The sequence below is a fragment of the Bifidobacterium pullorum DSM 20433 genome (assembly GCF_000771405.1).
In the GTDB taxonomy this organism is placed as follows: Bacteria; Actinomycetota; Actinomycetes; order Actinomycetales; family Bifidobacteriaceae; genus Bifidobacterium; species Bifidobacterium pullorum.
Genome location: NZ_JDUI01000009.1, coordinates 48157 through 63994, shown reverse-complemented (window position 1 = coordinate 63994; position 15838 = coordinate 48157). Strand labels below are relative to the sequence as shown.

Below are 15838 nucleotides of genomic sequence, written 5' to 3'. Positions count from 1 at the left end.
GCCAACTATGCCTGAGTCATTACGGGCGCTCGAGTTGGCCCGCTCGCCGGCCCCCGTCCCATTACCGGACTCTGATCTATCGTGTCCATCCTCGCCATTGGCCCACGCGGCCAGTGCTGCCTTCAGCGCATCCTCATTCATGCCCGCTCCTTGCCTTGATACGACCAGTGTACGGTTGCCGGCGGCGTTTAGTGAGCAGATTTCGCGTTAAGTAGGCAGGTCGTCGGCGACAGTGGCTGTTGGCGACGGCGGAATATCAAGGCGGCCCGTGGAAGGTACCTCTCCACGGGCCGCCTACATCAGCGCTGAACTGCCTACATAACCGTCATTGCCGCTGTCTTGAGGATTTCTGGCCTTCGTAAAGGCGGGAGAAAATCGCCAGCAGCGCCACGGCGATCACCGCCAGCGGCAGACCGCCGAGTGCGGGGTAGTGGTAGTTCATGCCGGAGACGGTCAGCATGGCGCCGCCGATGATCGATCCGACCGCATTGCCGAAGTTGAACGCCACCTGTACGGTGGCGCCGCCAAGCAGCTCGCCGCCGCCCTTGCCGGCCTCCGCCATCAGCAACTGCTGCGGCGAGGAGACGAAGAACAACCCGAACGCGATCCAGAAGGTCAGGATGGCGCAGATCACCGGGGAACCCGGAACCAGGAACACGAACAGCAGACCGATGCCGGAGACCGCCTGACCGAGCGCGGCGGTGCCCGCATGACGCCAACGGTCGCAGATACGGCCGCCGACCAGACCGCCGACCACCATGCCGAAGCCCGCGAGCATCATCAGCAGCGGCACCACGCCCGACGCATAGCCGCCCACCTCGGTCAGCCACGGGGACACGTAGCTCCACCAGCAGAAGATGCCGGCGTTGCCGGTGAACACGGCGATCAGCACCATCCACGGGCCGGGCTTTTTGAGGAACCGGAACTGGCCGGCCAGGCCCGCATCCCGAATCGGCTCGACGCGCGGCACCCACGTCAGCACCAGCACAACCGTCATGGCGGCCCACGCCGCCAGAATGCCGAAGGCCAGACGCCAGGACATGAACTCGGCCATCATCGTGCCCGCCGGCACGCCGAGCATATTCGCCACGGTCTGGCCGGTCACCATCATCGAGACGGCCTGCGCCTCCTTGCCCTTGTCGGCCAAGGTCTTGGCGATGAGCGTGGCGGTGCCGAAGAAGGCGCCGTGGGGCAGGCCGGCGATGAAGCGCGCCGCGATGAGCATCGGCGAATTCAACGACACGGCGCTGAGCAGATTGCCGGCGAGCGCGATCGCCATGAACAGGACGATGAGCCTCTTCGGCGGCACGCGGCGGCCGAAGACCAGCATCAGCGTGCCGATGCACACGCCGATCGCATAGGAGGAGATGTAGTTGCCGGCGGTGGGGATGTCCACGCCCATCGCCGCGGCGGCCTGGGGCAGGATGCCCATCATCACGAATTCCGCGGCGCCGAGCACGAACGCGCCCGAGGCCAGGGCCAGGATGCTTCTTTTCATACCGTTGTTCCTTGGATATTGCCTAACCATGGAAAAAGGGAATCACTGTAACCAGTGATTCCCTTTGAGTTGTCGGGCTGGCGGGATTTGAACCCGCGGCCTCTTCGTCCCGAACGAAGCGCGCTACCAAGCTGCGCTACAGCCCGTTTTGGCAACGCAGAAGATAATACAACGAAACCGTCGACAAATGCAACCGGCGTGTCTTACGGCGTGTATTGGCGTCTCGGTACACTGGTGGCTTATGTGTGAGATGACTGAAAACGTTGAGAATCAGAACGAGGAAGAGGCCGCCGTTCCCACGATGACCACCATCGAGCGCGCCGAGATGCTGATGGCGCAGGACGCGGCCATCGCCGCGCGCGTGGATGAGGGGGCGACCCTGGACGAGGCCGTGGACCCGGGCAACAAGGAGTTCGGTCCGCTGGCGCATCCCGAACAGGTGCAGATGCGCGTGGCCAAGCGCGCGATGATGCTGAAGGAAGGCGTCAACCCGTACCCGGTCGAGGTGGGGGTGACCCACACCATCGAACAGGTGCGCGCCGCCTACGACGGCAAGCTCGAGGCAGGGCAGGAGACCGAGGACGTGGTCGGCATCGCCGGCCGTGTGCTGTTCCTGCGCAACGCGGGCGGCCTGTGCTTCGTGCAGCTGTCCGCCGGCGACGGCACCACCATCCAGGGCATGATCTCCAAGAAGGAGATCGGTGCGGATTCGTTGAAGCAGTTCAAGCAGCTGGTGGATCTGGGCGACCACCTGTTCATCAAGGGCCGCGTGATCGCCTCCAAGACGGGGGAGCTGTCCGTGTTCGCCTCCGAGTGGGCCATCGCCGCCAAGGCGCTGCAGCCGCTGCCCGCCCTGCACAAGGAGCTCAATGACGACACGCGTACGCGCAAGCCGTACCTCGGCATGATCGCCGACGAGCGCATCCGCAACATGGTGCGCAACCGTTCCAAGGCCGTCGCCTCGCTGCGTCGCACCTTCGACAACCATGACTTCATCGAGGTCGAGACCCCGATGCTGCAGACCGTGCACGGCGGCGCCGCGGCCCGTCCGTTCACCACGCACATGAACGCCTTCGACATCGACCTGTTCATGCGCATCGCCCCGGAGCTGTTCCTGAAGCGCTGCCTGGTCGGCGGCATCGACCGCGTCTTCGAGATCAACCGCGACTTCCGCAACGAGGGCGTCGACGCCACGCACGCCCCCGAGTTCACGATGGTGGAGGCCTACCAGGCCTACGGCAACTACGACACCATCGGCCAGCTGACCAAGGAGCTTGTGCAGCAGACCGCGATGGACGTGTTCGGCTCGCTGAAGGTCACGCTGCTGGACGGCACCGAATACGACTTCGGCGGCGAATGGAAGACCATCAGCATGTACGAGTCGCTCTCCGAGGCCCTGGGCGAGGAGATCATCCCGAACGGCGGTCCGGACGCCCCCGGCACCAGCGTGGAGCATCTGGGCGCGATCGCCGACAAGCTCGGCGTGGAGCGCGATGACGTGGAGAACCACGGCAAGCTCGTCGAGCACCTGTGGGAGCACTTCTACGAGGACAAGCTCTACGAGCCGGTGTTCGTGCGCGACTTCCCGGTCGAGACCTCGCCGCTGGTCAAATCGCACCGCACCAAGCCCGGCGTGGTGGAGAAGTGGGATCTGTACGTGCGTGGCTTCGAGCTGGCCACCGGCTACTCCGAGCTCAACGACCCGGTCGTGCAGCGCGAACGCTTCGTGGCCCAGGCCAAGGACGCGCTCGCCGGCGACGCCGAGGCGATGGATATCGACGAGGACTTCCTTGAGGCCTTGGGCGTGGGCATGCCGCCGGCCGGCGGCATGGGCATGGGCATCGACCGTCTGCTCATCGCCCTGACCGGCGCCACGATCCGCGAGACCATCACCTTCCCGCTGGTCAAGCCGCTCAATCTGCAGTAGGAACGGCGGGAATCGCGGCCGCGCCGCGTGTCATCCTTCAGGCCTCCCTGTCTCATGCGGATGGGGAGGTCTTGTTGTTGCCGCGGGCTCATGCCGCGGACAGACTCTTACGTTCCATGCCGGCATCCGTCGCCGCGGGTGCGTATGGCTGCAGTGGCCTCGACGCCGACGATATCCATCCTCTGCGAGACCATAGCGGTATGGGAATCGCGATCTGGTTGAAGGGGATGCGGCCGCAGACGCTGCCGGCCAGCGTGGCGCCGGTGGTCATCGGCGCGGCCGCGGCATGGACTTCCGTCCGACAGCTCGGCGTATGCTCACTAATCTACCCCGCGCCGGAATCCTGCGCAATCAATCGTGCCACGCAAACCATGTTGGAATCGCGGTTCTGGCCGTTGGCGATCCTGTGCGCGCTGGTCGCCCTGTTTCTGCAGATTGCCGTCAACTTTGCCAACGACTACTCCGACGGCGTCCGCGGCACGGACGAAGGGCGCGGGGCGGCGTTGTCCGCATCGCCGACATCGTCCGAGTCGCACGGCATCCCGCCCACAGCGGTCGTCCCCTCGGGCCGGTGCGACGGCGTTGCGGCAACCCCCATCCATGCACCCGCGCGTCTGGTCGCCTCCGGCGTGCCGCCGAAGCGGGTACTGGCGGCGGCCGGCATCGCGGCGGGCCTCGCCTGCCTGTGCGGACTGGCGGTCATCCTCATCACCGGCCACTGGTGGCTGCTCGCGGTCGGCGTGTGCTGTCTGCTGGCCGGCTGGTGCTATACCGGAGGCCGGCACCCGTACGGCTACGCGGGACTGGGCGAGCTGTTCGTGTTCGTGTTCTTCGGTCTGGTGGCGGTGCTGGGGACCCAGTTCGTGCTGTGCGGAACCGTCACCACGATGGGGGTGGTGGGCGCGGTGCAGGCCGGTCTGCTGTCCTGCGCGTTGCTGATGGTCAACAATCTGCGCGATGTCGATGCGGACCGCGTGCACGGCAAACGTACGTTGGCGGTGCGGCTGGGGGCGCGTCGCGCACGTATTCTGACGGTGGTGACGTATTGGGTCGGCGTTTGCCCGTCGATGATGCTGGAGCTGGCGTTATTGGCGATGTTTGCCATACAGGTGGGGCATTATCCGGCGGCAGTGTCGTACGGCAGCGGATGGGTGATCGGGCTGACGGGGGCGGTGAGTCTGATACTGGCGATGGTGAATGGTTGCGCGATCCTGGGCCGCGACCATGCCCGCGCGTTGCCGTTGACCAGCCTGTCGCTGCTGGTGTGCGCGATGGGGTACGTCGGCATGGCCGTATTGTGACGATGCCCCCCGTGGCGCGGAATACCGCGGCGGAACCGTCCTATAATCGGGGTGTCGAGGAAGGGGAGGGAGACCTCATGCGGTATTCACATTCGGTGTGGCCCTGGCTGTCCGCATCAGCCGCCATCGCGGTGCTGATCGGTGCCGGCACGTCGTTCGCGCCGTTGTATCTGGATAATTGGGGCGGGACCGCGAACCATTATATGTGTCCCGTGATCGGCGGGCACAGCGTCGACGATCCTCAAGGGGACGCCGGTTTGTGCGTCTCCCCGCTGCCGTGGTTCGCGACCGTCTCTCTGCTGTGCCTGATGCTGGCCGTGGTGTTCGCCGTGTATTGCGAGATGGCGGTACGGCTGGATGTCGCCGGTGGGGTGCGTGCCGGCGGTGTGATGTCCCGTTCGGCGCGTCGGGCGCGGAACGCGATGCTCTGGACGCTGCCGGCGTTCCTGGCGGTGGGGATCGCTTTAGCGGTGCTGACAGGCGCGGTGTGGCTGCCTTTGGTGTGGGCCGTGGCGTTCGCTGTGGTGTGGCTGCAGGCCACCTGGCATGTGTGCGACCGGATCGGGCTGTCGTTGGCGACTCGCACGGCGAATGACATGTTGGCGGCGGTCTGGGGATTTGGCGTCGCGCTGATTACCCACGCGCTGGTCTGCTTTCACGTGACGTTCGGCGGCGGCGTGGTCGGGGCGGTACTGGCCGCGTGCTGTTCATGGGCGATCGCCACCGTGACCGATGGCGACGTCGACGCCTCCGGCGAACTGGCCGCCACGGACCGGCGCATCTCCACGGCGCGCGGTGTCGTGGCCTTCATCATCCAATGGATGATGGCGTACAACGCCATCAGGTCGTTGCAGGAATCCTCGACCGTGGCGACGCGCACGGGCACGCGGCTGTGTCCGCAGTTTTCGGTGGACGGGTCGGGGCAGCGAATCGCGTCCTGCTCGCCCGACGGGTTGCTTCCGGCGTTGTCGACGGCGGGGCTGATTGTGGCGGTGGTCGCGCTGCCTCTTGGCGTGTGCGCGGCGATGGCCTGCCATGTCGGCAAACGGGCGCTGGCGCGGACCCTGTACGCCCTGACCGGACTGTGCACGGCGTCGGCATTCGTCATCGGCGTCACCCTGGCGTGAGGGGTGTTTCCGGCATACGGCCCGGGATGCGCCGTATCGTCGGGTTTGTCGCGTAGACTGGGTGCATGACTTACAAACTAGTACTGCTCCGTCATGGACAGAGCGCATGGAATAAAACCAATCAGTTCACCGGCTGGGTCGACGTCCCGCTGACCGAGCAGGGTGTCGAGGAAGCCAAGCGCGGCGGTCAGCTGCTCAAGGAGAAGAACGTCCTGCCGGACATCGTCTTCACCTCGCTGCTGCGTCGTGCCATCAACACCGCCAACATCGCCCTTGACGAGGCCGATCGCCTGTGGATCCCCGTCAAGCGCAACTGGCGTCTCAACGAGCGTCACTACGGCGCTCTGCAGGGCAAGAACAAGACCGAGATCCGCGAGGAGTACGGCGACGAGAAGTTCATGATCTGGCGCCGCTCCTATGCCACCCCGCCGCCGGAGATCGATCCGAACGACCAGTACGCCCAGAACAACGATCCGCGTTACGCCGGCGACCCGGTCCCGGAGACCGAGGCCCTGGCCAACGTGGTCGAGCGCGTGACCCCGTACTGGGAGTCGGAGATCATCCCGGAGCTCAAGGCCGGCAAGACCGTCCTGATCGCCGCCCACGGCAACTCGCTGCGTGCCATCGTCAAGATGCTCGACGGCCTGTCGGAGGAGGAGATCGCCAAGGTCAACATCCCGACCGCCATCCCGCTGCTGTACGAGCTGGATGAGAACTTCAAGCCGATCAAGCCGCGTGGCGAGTACCTGGACCCGGAGGCCGCCGCCGCCGGTGCCGCCGCCGTCGCCGCCCAGGGCCAGAAGTGATGCATTAGGCTTCACCGCTTCTCATATAGGGGTTGCACGATATCTCGTGCAACCCCTATGTCGTATCGCAGCACCGTCGCTGTATCTTGCTCCTCTCCACCCCTCGCGTTCCACAACCATGGCCGTTTCGCTCTACAGTCTTGGCCGTTTCGCCCCGTAACCGTGGCCGTTTCGCTCCACAGTCTTGGTCGCTTCGCTCCGCAACTGTGGCCATTTCGTTCCACGGCCGTGGCCCCGACCTAACAACACGCCCGGCCTCTGCGGACTCTGACACTTTTGTGACTGTGATGCAAGTTCAAAACCTTGATATTTCAACGTTTTGTGGAATGTGTCAGAGTCACGATGCATCACAGTCCGCAGAGGCCGGGCGTGTTGCGCAGAGGGCGGGCGTGTTGCGCAGAGGGTGGGCGTGTTGCGGGGATGCGGTGCGGGCTACGTAGCTGGGGTGGGGTGTCGGGTATGGAAAACCGCCGGGTGGATGGGCACCCGGCGGTTTTGCTGTGACTCGTGTTCGGCGGAGCGCCGACGATCAGTAGACGCTGCCGTCCTCGTCGCGGGACGGTTCCTTGGACGGATCGAAACCGGAGACGATGAACACCACGCGGCGGGCCGCCGAAACGGCGTGGTCGCCGAGACGTTCCATGTAGCGGCCCAACAGCACCAGATCGATGAGCTGCTGCTTGGTGCCCTGCCACTCGTCGGAGAGCATCAGGTCGAAGGTCTTCTGATGCAGGGCGTCGAGCTTGTCATCGTCCACGATCACCTGCTCGGCGATGGCGGTGTTGCGGTCCTGCAGCATGGCGACCATGCGGTCGGCGGTCATCGTCAGGAACTCCTGCATCTCGGTGAACAGCGCCTTGGCGTCATCGGTCAGCGGGGACTGCGGATAGGTGCGGCGGGCCGTCTCCGCGATGTGGCGGGCCAGATCGCCCATGCGTTCGAAGGTGGCGGCCAGACGCAGCGTGGAGACGACCACGCGCAGATCGGTGGCCACGGGGTTCTGCTTGGCCAGCAGCTTGACGCACTGGTCGATGACGCTCGACTCGAGCGCATCGATCTCGATGTCGCCGTCGATGACGGCCTGGGCGGCTTCAAGGTCAGAGTTCAGCAGCGCGTTGCCCGCGCCGTTGATCGCCTTGCGCACATCCTGCACCATGCGATCGAGGTCATCGGCAACGGCTTTGAGCTCCTCGTCGAAAATAACGCGCATTGTTCATGCCTTTCATGGGTAGTGCTGTACAACCTCATCCAGTGTAATATTCGGCACGGCCGATTTACCGGCAACGTAGTCAATGGCCACCCGCCGTTGGCTGAAAATTCATCGGATGGTTTACCTGTCATTCATTTTGGCCCGATTGTGCGAGAATGACCCTATGCCTCAATTCAACGACCCCAGTGTGCTCATCTTCGTGGCGTTCGGCATCGTGGCCATCGCGGTGGCCGTACTGGTCGGATTCTTCCTGATGGACCGCATCAGCCCGGTGGTGGCCAAGCTGTTCGGCGGGGCTTCGCCGGTGAGCAGGCTGGAGGCCGAGGTGCAGCGCGTCCTGCCCCGCCGCCGACAGCCGGAGGAACAGACGCAGGACGATCTGGAGGATTCCACGGCGCTGCTGCTGTCGCTGATCCCGGGGTCGTCGATCGTGGTGGATGAGGATGACGAGGTCGTCCGCGCCAGCCCCGCGGCCTATACCTTGGGCGTGGTCGTCGACGACGCGATCGCCAACGAACGCGTACTGGATGAGATCCATCATGTCCGTTCGAGTGGCGGCCGCGTGCAGTTCAACGTGGAGACCCATACCCCCTGGCAGTACGAGCACGCGTTCGACAATCTGGGCGACGAGGCCAAGGAGAGCCGTCGCCGCCGATCGGTGAGCCGTCCGAATTGGCTGAAGGTCACAGTGGGCCGCATCAGCGAGCGGTTCGTGGTGGTGATGGTCGAGGACCTGAGCGATGTCATCCGGTTCGCCCAGACACGCGATTCGTTCATCACGAACGTCTCCGAGCAGCTGCTGAAACCCACGGAGGCGCTGATGGCGCTCGCCGATTCCCTGGAACAGGGCGACTCCAGCCGGGAACGCATCGAGCGTGACGCCCGACAGGTTCGTGCGGCCTGCGGCCATCTGAACCGCATGGTGTCGGATCTGCTGCTGTTGATCAAGGCGCAGGAGCCCATCACGCCGTCCGCTGCGAACGCCATCGCGCTGCGTGACCCGTTGGCGGCGGTCGTCGCCGCGGCGGGCCCGACCGCCGCGGACCGGTCTATTCAGCTGACGCTTACGGGTGATGTCGATCTGAAGGTGCATGGGGACGCGGATCAGATCCGCACCGCCGTCGCCAAATTGGTGGATAACGCCGTGGCGTATTCGGATGATGGCGGTGCCGTGAGCGTGACCGTACGAGCCAGCGAGGACGGCGACAAGGTCGAGATCCGGGTGATCGACCGCGGCTGCGGCATCCCGCAGCGGGAGCAGGCGCATGTATTCGAGCGGTTCTACCGCGGCAGCAACCAGAACGAGCGCACTGCGGACGGCATCGGACTGGGGCTGGCCATCGTCAAGCACGTGGCGCTGACGCACCACGGCGCCGCGTCGGTGTGGAGCCGCGTGGGTCAGGGCAGCACGTTCACGCTGTCGTTGCCGGTCGCGCGCTAGCCGGCGTCATTCGCCCAGTCGGCGGTAGTCCCAGCGGTCGAAGTGCTCCCAGACGAGCATCATCAATCCGATGACGACGCCGATGCCGCACACCAGCGTCACCTTGACCGAAACCAGCCCCGCTGCCTGTAGCACCAGGCAGACGATGGTGGCCAGCAGCCACAGCGTCGTGCCGATGACGAACGCCTTGCGCAAATCGACGCGCACGGGTTTGGGCGCCGGTTTGCGTGCGCCGGGGTCGATGATCGGAGCGATTTTCATGCCATTACTCTAACGCGGTATACCGGATAAGGGTAGTTGATCGTCACAGCCGTTCCGCAACGTAGTCGATGCAGGCGGTCAGCGCGGCGACGTCGGCGGGCTCCACGGAGGGGAACACGCCGAACCGCAGCTGGTTGCGTCCCAGCTTGCGGTATCCGGAGGTGTCGAGGATGCCGTTTTCGCGCAGGGTGGTGACGATCTGCTTGGCGTTGATCCGCTCGTCGATGTCGACGGTGACGACGGCGTTCGACCGCAGCGCCGGATCGGCGACGAACGGCCGCGCATAGTCGGAGTGTTCCGCCCACTGGTAGAGCAGGGACGCGGACTTGGCGCAGCGGGCGGTCGCCCAGGCCATGCCGCCGTTGTTGTTCAGCCAATGCACTTGCTCGTGGAGCATGATCAGCGTGGCGATGGCGGGCGTATTGAGCGTCTGGTCCTTGCGGGAGTTCTCGATGGCGGACTTCAGCGACAGGAACGGCGGAATCCACCGCAGCACCCCCTCCAGCGAGGTGCTGTGCTCGATGCCGTAGGCGCGGTCGATGGCGGCGGGGGAGAGCGCGGCGATCCACATGCCGCCATCGGCCCCGAACGCCTTCTGCGGGGAGAAGTAATAGGCGTCGGTCTGCGCGATGTCCACGGGCAGCGCGCCCGCCGCGCTGGTGGCGTCGATGATCGTCAGCGCCCCCTGCTCCCGGCTGCCGTCGATGCGGCGCACTGGTGCGGCCACGCCGGTGGAGGTCTCGTTATGGGCCCAGCAGTATGCGTCGACGTACTCCGTATACTCGGGCAGGCGGCAGGTGCCCGGTTCCGACCGGTAGATGACCGGTTCCTCGAGGAACGGTGCGGATGTGGCGGATGCGGCGAACTTCGCGCTGAACGATCCGTAGACGCCGAAGGCGGCGCGGCGGGTGATCAGCGAGGCGCAGGCGATGTCCCAGAACGCCGTGGCGCCGCCGTTGCCCAGCACGATCTCATAGTCGTCGGGCAACTGCAGAAACTCGGCCAGTCCCTCGCGGATCCCCCCGACGATCTGCTTGACGGTCGATTGGCGGTGCGACGTGCCCAGGACGTCGGTCGCGCCGGCGTCCAACGCCTGGACCTGTTCGGTGCGGATCTTGCTGGGGCCGGCGCCGAAGCGTCCGTCCTCGGGCAGCATGGATGGAGGGATAACGATGTTGGCCATGCACCCCAGCCTAGCGTCGGTTGCGGATTGCAGCGGGAGCTGACCGTTAAATGGACGTGTTCGGGGAAGGTATCCGTTTCCTCGGCCGGGGTGACACGCCCGGAATGATGGTCGATGCTGAACTGCCGGCGGCGGGAATGTGAAGAATCGGTGCATCGGCGGTATTGCAACGGTTCCGGGGTGTTCTCGGGCGCGTTCCGGCGGTGTTTGGCGGGACGGATGTCCCATTTTGGGCGGGGTGCGTTGTACGGTTGTCAATCGTGGCGTAAGACGCTGCACCGAAAAGAGACGTCGGCAATTCGCCTAAGGAGTAGTTGAGATATGAGGCATGCAGCCCATAAGGCAGCCAACAGCTCACGTCAGTCCATTTGTACCTCCCGTTCGCTGTTTTCCGCGACCAGCGGCGCCCACAGCGCCAAGGCCGTGCGCGCGGTGCAGATGGCGCAGTCCAATGGCGCCATGGTCGGCCTCGACCAGGCCGTCATCGATCGACTGAACGAGGTCGCCCCCCAGACCCGTCGTGCGTTGCGTGAGGCGACGCGCGCCGCCGAACGTCGCTCCCATATCCTTACGTCCGCATCGCTGGCGGCGCTCGTGGGCACCGCCGCCACCGCCGTGGCCCTGGCCGGCCCCGAGGACATCGAAGGCAGCATCCTGGCCGATGCCGACCCCACAACCACCACCCAGCTCAAGCGCATCACCACGGACGTGGTCTCCCGTTCGCAGGACCGTACGCCGCTGAGCGAGGTGAACCAGGCTGTGGCGGAGGCCCAGTCGGGCGATCAGCAGGACCAGGAGTCCCAGGCCGCTCCGCAGCCGGATCAGGCCGCGCAGGACGAGCAGCCTCTCGCCGATACCGTGCAGGTTTCCAGCGAAGGCGAATGGCACGCCACCGGCGACGCCTCCCAGCTCGATGTGGAGCAGATGTCGCGTTCGCTGGCGAACAATCCGCAGGTCGCCACGCTGATGGATCGGGATCAGGGCGCGCTGCCCGAGGGTTTCAACCCCAACCACGCCACCGGCGACAGCGGCAACGCCTATTCGTTCAGCCAGTGCACCTGGTGGGTGTACGTGCGCCGTCACGAGCTCGGCCTGCCGGTCGGCTCCTACATGGGCAACGGCAACATGTGGGCCAACTCGGCCCGCGCCTTGGGCTACTGGGTGGACAACACCCCCCGCCATGTGGGCGACATCATGGTGTTCGCCGCCGGCCAGGCCGGTTCCGACGCCTACTACGGCCATGTGGCCATCGTCGAGCAGATCAATCCCGACGGTTCGATCGTCACCTCCGAGTGCGGCGCCGTGATGAACGGCAAGACCTACTCCCGCACGTATACGAACCCGGGCGATTTCCAGTTCATCCACTACTGATTTCCACCCTTACGGCGTGTCGTGCGGTATCGCGGCCCAGCCGCGCAGGTGGGCGTCCGTTCATGGGCGGACGTGATGGTATCGTGAAGTTCCGATGAAGAGCTTTACCAAGACGTGTGTTTCGGCCGCCGTCGCCTGCATGGTCGGCGTTGTGGGTTTTGCCGTGTTGCCTGCCGCCGCGTACGGTGAGCAGTCCAATGCCGTGACCTCCGTCCGGTCGTTCCCCGGCGTGATCGAAGGCGGCGAACACCTGTTCGCCGAGGCATCGTCCGTGTCCGTCGAGGACGACATCGACTGGGGCGGGGTCGAGTCGCTTGACGTGCCCCAGACCAAGTCCCAGGCCGAGAAGGACGCCGAAGCCGCGCAGAAGCGCGCCGAGGAGGAGGCCAAGCGCCAGGCCGAGCAGCAGGCCGCTGCCGCCGCCACCGCCTCCAGGTCGTCGTCCACGGCAGCCGCCAGCCGTTCCGAGGTGCGCACCAGCTCCGATAGCGGTCTGGCCGGGGGCGCCTCCCTCGACTACAGCATCGCTCCCGCGGGCTTCAACCCGAACCATGAGATCGGGGATGTCGGCAACCGTTACGCCGGCGGCAACTGCACCTGGTGGGCGTATGAGCGCCGCCACCAGCTGGGTCTGCCCGTGGGTTCGTTCTTCGGCAACGGCGCGCAGTGGGCCGCCTCCGCCAGTGCCATGGGCTACTGGGTCGACAGCACGCCGCGCATGGTGGGCGACATCATGGTCTTCCAGGGCGGCCAGGCGGGGTCCTCCTGGGGGTACGGCCATGTGGCGATCGTCGAGGAGATCTATGCGGACGGCAGCGTGCGCGTCTCCGAGATGGGCTCCGGATTCGCCGGCGGGTTCTGCTCCAGCCGTGTGTTCTCCGATACCGGCAACTACCAGTACATTCACTTCTGATTCGGCGTCGTTGATCGATGCCGGTCATGGGATGCGGGCGTGTTCCCCAATAGGGACGCGCCCGCTGCCGTATTCGCTGATCGGGCTGTTGCGGAAGGGTTTTTGTACACGTGATTCAGTACAATCGGGCAACGATGAGTATCGTAAAGAAGACTGTTTCGATTGCCACCGCTTTCGTTGCGGCCGGATTGCTGTCCGTCGCCGTTGTGCCCCTCGCCTCGGCGGACGCCGATCAGAGCGAGGCGACCACCTCCACCCGTTCCTTCCCCAAGGTGACCACCGTTCGCAAGGATCTGCTCTCCGAATCCACCTCCACCGAGGTGGACGGCGGTGCCGACTGGGGCGGCATCGAGAGCCTTGATGTCCCGCAGACCAAGTCCCCGGCCGAGATCGAGGCCGAGGCCGCCGAGCAGGCCCGTCAGCAGGCCGCTGCCGCCGCCGCGCAGCAGCAGGCCGCCGCCGCGAGCCGTTCCTCGTATCGTGAGTCCGTCACCTCCTCCTCCAGTGAGACCGACACCTCCGCCGCCCAGACGTCGACGGTGTCCGCGCCGGCCGGCAGCGCGACCGGTTCGGCGATCGCGCAGTACTCGCTGCAGTTCAAGGGCTATCCGTACGTGTACGGCGGCACCTCGCCGTCCGGCTGGGATTGCTCCGGCTTCGTGCAGTATGTGTTCGCCCAGTTCGGCGTTTCGCTGCCGCGTACCTCCGGTGCGATGATGAGCGTCGGTTCCCCCGTGGGCAGCCTGGCCGAGGCGCAGCCCGGCGATATCATCGCCAACGCCGGCCACGCCGCCATCTACATCGGCAACGGCATGGTGATGAACGCCATGACCACCAGCTCCGGTACCGACACCGCGCCCGTCTCCTGGGTGTTCACCGGCGGGTACGCCATCCGTCGCGTGGTCTGAGAGGGCCGGCAGAATCGTCAGGGACGCGCCATAAGGCGCGTCCTTTTTTCTTTGGTGTTTCCCCAGGGCAGATATGCCTGCAACGCGGCATGACGCGGTAAGGTAGTGCTAAAGGCGGCGCATGGCGGCGTCGCCGACAACCAAGGAGGTCGTCATGATCAACGACAAAGCCATTCTTGTGGGCGTGGATGGATCCCACGCCAGCTATAAGGCCACGTGGTGGGCCGCGAACTATGCCAAGCACGCCGGGCTGACCCTGCAGATCGTCTGCGCGTATTCGCTGCCGAGCTATGCGGCGGTTTCGTTCGATGCCACCTACACCGCGATGGGGGATGACAACGCGGCACACAGCGATGCGCAGGAGATCCTGTCCAAGGCCAAGGCCATCGCCGACGAACAGGGCGTCGAGGCCGTCACGCTGATCGTCACCGGCGACCCCGCCTCCGTATTCGTGGAGCTGTCGCGCAACTACAACCTGATCGTCATCGGCAACCGCGGCAAGGGCGGTCTGGCCGAGCGGCTGCTGGGCACCACGAGCTCCAGCCTGCCGGCATACGCCTACTGCCCGATCGTGGTGGTGCCCTACACCGACGACGACGGCAACCCGATGCATCTGAACAACACCATCACCAAGGTGGCCGTGGGGTCGGACGAATCCAAGTGGGGCATCAAGGCGTTGGAGATCGCGGCCGATTTCGCCGCCACCTGGGACGCCGAGCTCGATGTCATCTCCGCCGTGCCGAAGATGCAGGGCGTCGAGGGGGACGAGGGCGTGATGGACTCGTTCAAGGAAGACCTGGACGTGCGGATCTCGCCGATTCTGGAACGACATCCCAACCTGCGGATCACCAAGTCGGTGGTGCCCGGGTCCGCCGTCGACGCACTGACGGCGGCCAGCCGCGACCATGACGTGGTCGTGGTCGGCTCCCGCGGGCGCGGCGGGTTCACCGGTCTGCTGTTCGGCTCGACCAGCCAGGGACTGATCCAGCACGCCATCAACCCGGTGTATGTGGTACCCCGCAAGTACGTGGAGGCGGCCGAAAGCCGTCTGGATACCGTGCCCAGCTCCCCGGCCGACGTTCCGGCCAAGCCGATCGACGACATCAGCGGCGTCGAGGAGGTGTCGGTGCCGACCGCCGGCGCGGAGCAGGCCCACGACATCGAATCCGCCATCGATCCGTTGCACAAGGATTGATCCGGCACCGGCGCCCTCTGAGGGGCGCCGGGAACCCGTACGAAACGGGAACACATCCCGTCGATGCGCGATGGGGGCTGGTCCGTCAGGAACCAGCCCCCATCGCCGTGTCCACGGTGCTGTCGATCGGCACCGCGCGGCGCCGATCAGCGGCGTACGGTCACGTCCAGGCGCACCGGGGTGTCATGCACATAGGTGCGTGACACGGTGCACCCCTTGTCGATATGCCGCTTGATGCGTTCCTTGAGCTTCTCGGCGTCCTCCTCGCTCAGCGAGGCGTCCGTGGCATCCACCACAAGCTGCTCGTTGAAATTGATATAGGAGTTGTCGTCGCCGTCGTAGGTGCCGTCCACCACGATGCGCGCCCCCTTGCCCTCGCCGAGCGTATGCTCGATGGCGAACTGGCTGGACAGCGCCGCGCAGCCGGCCAGGGCGATCTTCATCAGATCTCCCGGCGTGAACTGCCCCCTGTCCTTGCCGAACTTGATGTGCGCGCCGTCCTCGCTGAACGCGTCCCAGGAACCATCCTTGTTGCGTTCCACCCACAGTCGCTTGCCCATGCCTAAACCTCCTTGGTCGTTGTACGCAGGTACATATCCAATGTATCCGAATCGGCGCGCATCCATGGTGAGCCGTCCGCGAACAGCAGCGCCGTCGGTTGCGCCGTGGACGGACGGGCCCGTGTTCAGGCATGCGT

Annotated in this window: 14 protein-coding genes and 1 tRNA gene; 9 read left to right on the top strand and 6 right to left on the bottom strand. The window is 65.5% G+C overall.

Features of this window, described 5'->3' with window-relative positions; translation table 11 throughout:
- Nucleotides 1–325 precede the first annotated feature (325 nt).
- Both OU11_RS05575 and OU11_RS05570 read right to left on the bottom strand, forming a co-directional pair.
- The gene (locus tag OU11_RS05575) at nucleotides 326–1498 is read right to left on the bottom strand and encodes an MFS transporter (RefSeq protein WP_033515111.1); all 1173 of its coding nucleotides are present in this window, start codon (nucleotides 1496–1498) and stop codon (nucleotides 326–328) included.
- A gap of 72 nt (nucleotides 1499–1570) precedes the next feature.
- Nucleotides 1571–1644, bottom strand: a tRNA-Pro gene (locus tag OU11_RS05570).
- Nucleotides 1645–1739: 95 nt separating this feature from the next.
- Here OU11_RS05570 and lysS point away from each other — a divergent pair.
- From lysS to OU11_RS05550, 4 genes are all read left to right on the top strand, one after another.
- Nucleotides 1740–3425: a lysine--tRNA ligase gene (lysS, locus tag OU11_RS05565; RefSeq protein ID WP_033515109.1), complete on the top strand. Its 1686-nt coding sequence runs from the start codon at nucleotides 1740–1742 to the stop codon at nucleotides 3423–3425.
- Nucleotides 3426–3625: 200 nt separating this feature from the next.
- Nucleotides 3626–4726, top strand: coding sequence for a 1,4-dihydroxy-2-naphthoate octaprenyltransferase (gene menA / locus OU11_RS05560; RefSeq protein ID WP_081963477.1), 1101 nt, complete (start codon nucleotides 3626–3628; stop codon nucleotides 4724–4726).
- A gap of 77 nt (nucleotides 4727–4803) precedes the next feature.
- Nucleotides 4804–5853, top strand: a complete 1050-nt coding sequence (locus tag OU11_RS05555) for a hypothetical protein (protein ID WP_033515107.1) — start codon at nucleotides 4804–4806, stop codon at nucleotides 5851–5853.
- A 65-nt stretch (nucleotides 5854–5918) separates the two neighbouring features.
- Entirely contained in the window at nucleotides 5919–6659 is a 741-nt protein-coding gene (locus OU11_RS05550) for a phosphoglyceromutase (protein WP_033515105.1), read from the top strand.
- A gap of 529 nt (nucleotides 6660–7188) precedes the next feature.
- Here OU11_RS05550 and phoU read toward each other — a convergent pair.
- Complete coding sequence (phoU, locus tag OU11_RS05545; protein WP_033515103.1) at nucleotides 7189–7869, bottom strand: phosphate signaling complex protein PhoU; 681 nt, start codon at nucleotides 7867–7869, stop codon at nucleotides 7189–7191.
- A gap of 163 nt (nucleotides 7870–8032) precedes the next feature.
- Between phoU and OU11_RS05540 the strand changes: the two genes are divergently transcribed.
- Nucleotides 8033–9310: a sensor histidine kinase gene (locus tag OU11_RS05540; protein ID WP_033515101.1), complete on the top strand. Its 1278-nt coding sequence runs from the start codon at nucleotides 8033–8035 to the stop codon at nucleotides 9308–9310.
- Nucleotides 9311–9316: 6 nt separating this feature from the next.
- Here the strand turns inward: OU11_RS05540 and OU11_RS05535 are convergent, their stop codons facing one another.
- Together OU11_RS05535 and serC are read right to left on the bottom strand one after the other, a co-directional pair.
- The gene (locus OU11_RS05535) at nucleotides 9317–9571 is read right to left on the bottom strand and encodes a hypothetical protein (protein WP_033515099.1); all 255 of its coding nucleotides are present in this window, start codon (nucleotides 9569–9571) and stop codon (nucleotides 9317–9319) included.
- A 43-nt stretch (nucleotides 9572–9614) separates the two neighbouring features.
- Nucleotides 9615–10754 carry a phosphoserine transaminase gene (gene serC / locus OU11_RS05530; protein ID WP_033515097.1) on the bottom strand — a complete coding sequence of 380 codons (1140 nt, stop codon included), beginning with the start codon at nucleotides 10752–10754 and terminating at the stop codon, nucleotides 9615–9617.
- 321 nt (nucleotides 10755–11075) lie between these two features.
- Between serC and OU11_RS05525 the strand changes: the two genes are divergently transcribed.
- The 4 genes from OU11_RS05525 (at nucleotide 11076) to OU11_RS05510 (ending at nucleotide 15141) form a co-directional block, all read left to right on the top strand.
- Nucleotides 11076–12125, top strand: coding sequence for a CHAP domain-containing protein (locus OU11_RS05525; protein WP_033515095.1), 1050 nt, complete (start codon nucleotides 11076–11078; stop codon nucleotides 12123–12125).
- A 94-nt stretch (nucleotides 12126–12219) separates the two neighbouring features.
- The gene (locus OU11_RS05520) at nucleotides 12220–13038 is read left to right on the top strand and encodes a CHAP domain-containing protein (protein ID WP_052122713.1); all 819 of its coding nucleotides are present in this window, start codon (nucleotides 12220–12222) and stop codon (nucleotides 13036–13038) included.
- Nucleotides 13039–13172: 134 nt separating this feature from the next.
- Complete coding sequence (locus OU11_RS05515; protein ID WP_033515093.1) at nucleotides 13173–13946, top strand: C40 family peptidase; 774 nt, start codon at nucleotides 13173–13175, stop codon at nucleotides 13944–13946.
- Nucleotides 13947–14100: 154 nt separating this feature from the next.
- Nucleotides 14101–15141 carry a universal stress protein gene (locus tag OU11_RS05510; RefSeq protein WP_033515227.1) on the top strand — a complete coding sequence of 347 codons (1041 nt, stop codon included), beginning with the start codon at nucleotides 14101–14103 and terminating at the stop codon, nucleotides 15139–15141.
- A gap of 146 nt (nucleotides 15142–15287) precedes the next feature.
- Here OU11_RS05510 and OU11_RS05505 read toward each other — a convergent pair whose 3' ends face one another.
- A complete protein-coding gene (locus OU11_RS05505; protein WP_033515091.1) occupies nucleotides 15288–15701 on the bottom strand; it encodes an OsmC family protein in 414 nt (137 codons plus the stop codon).
- Between the last annotated feature and the right edge of the window lie 137 nt (nucleotides 15702–15838).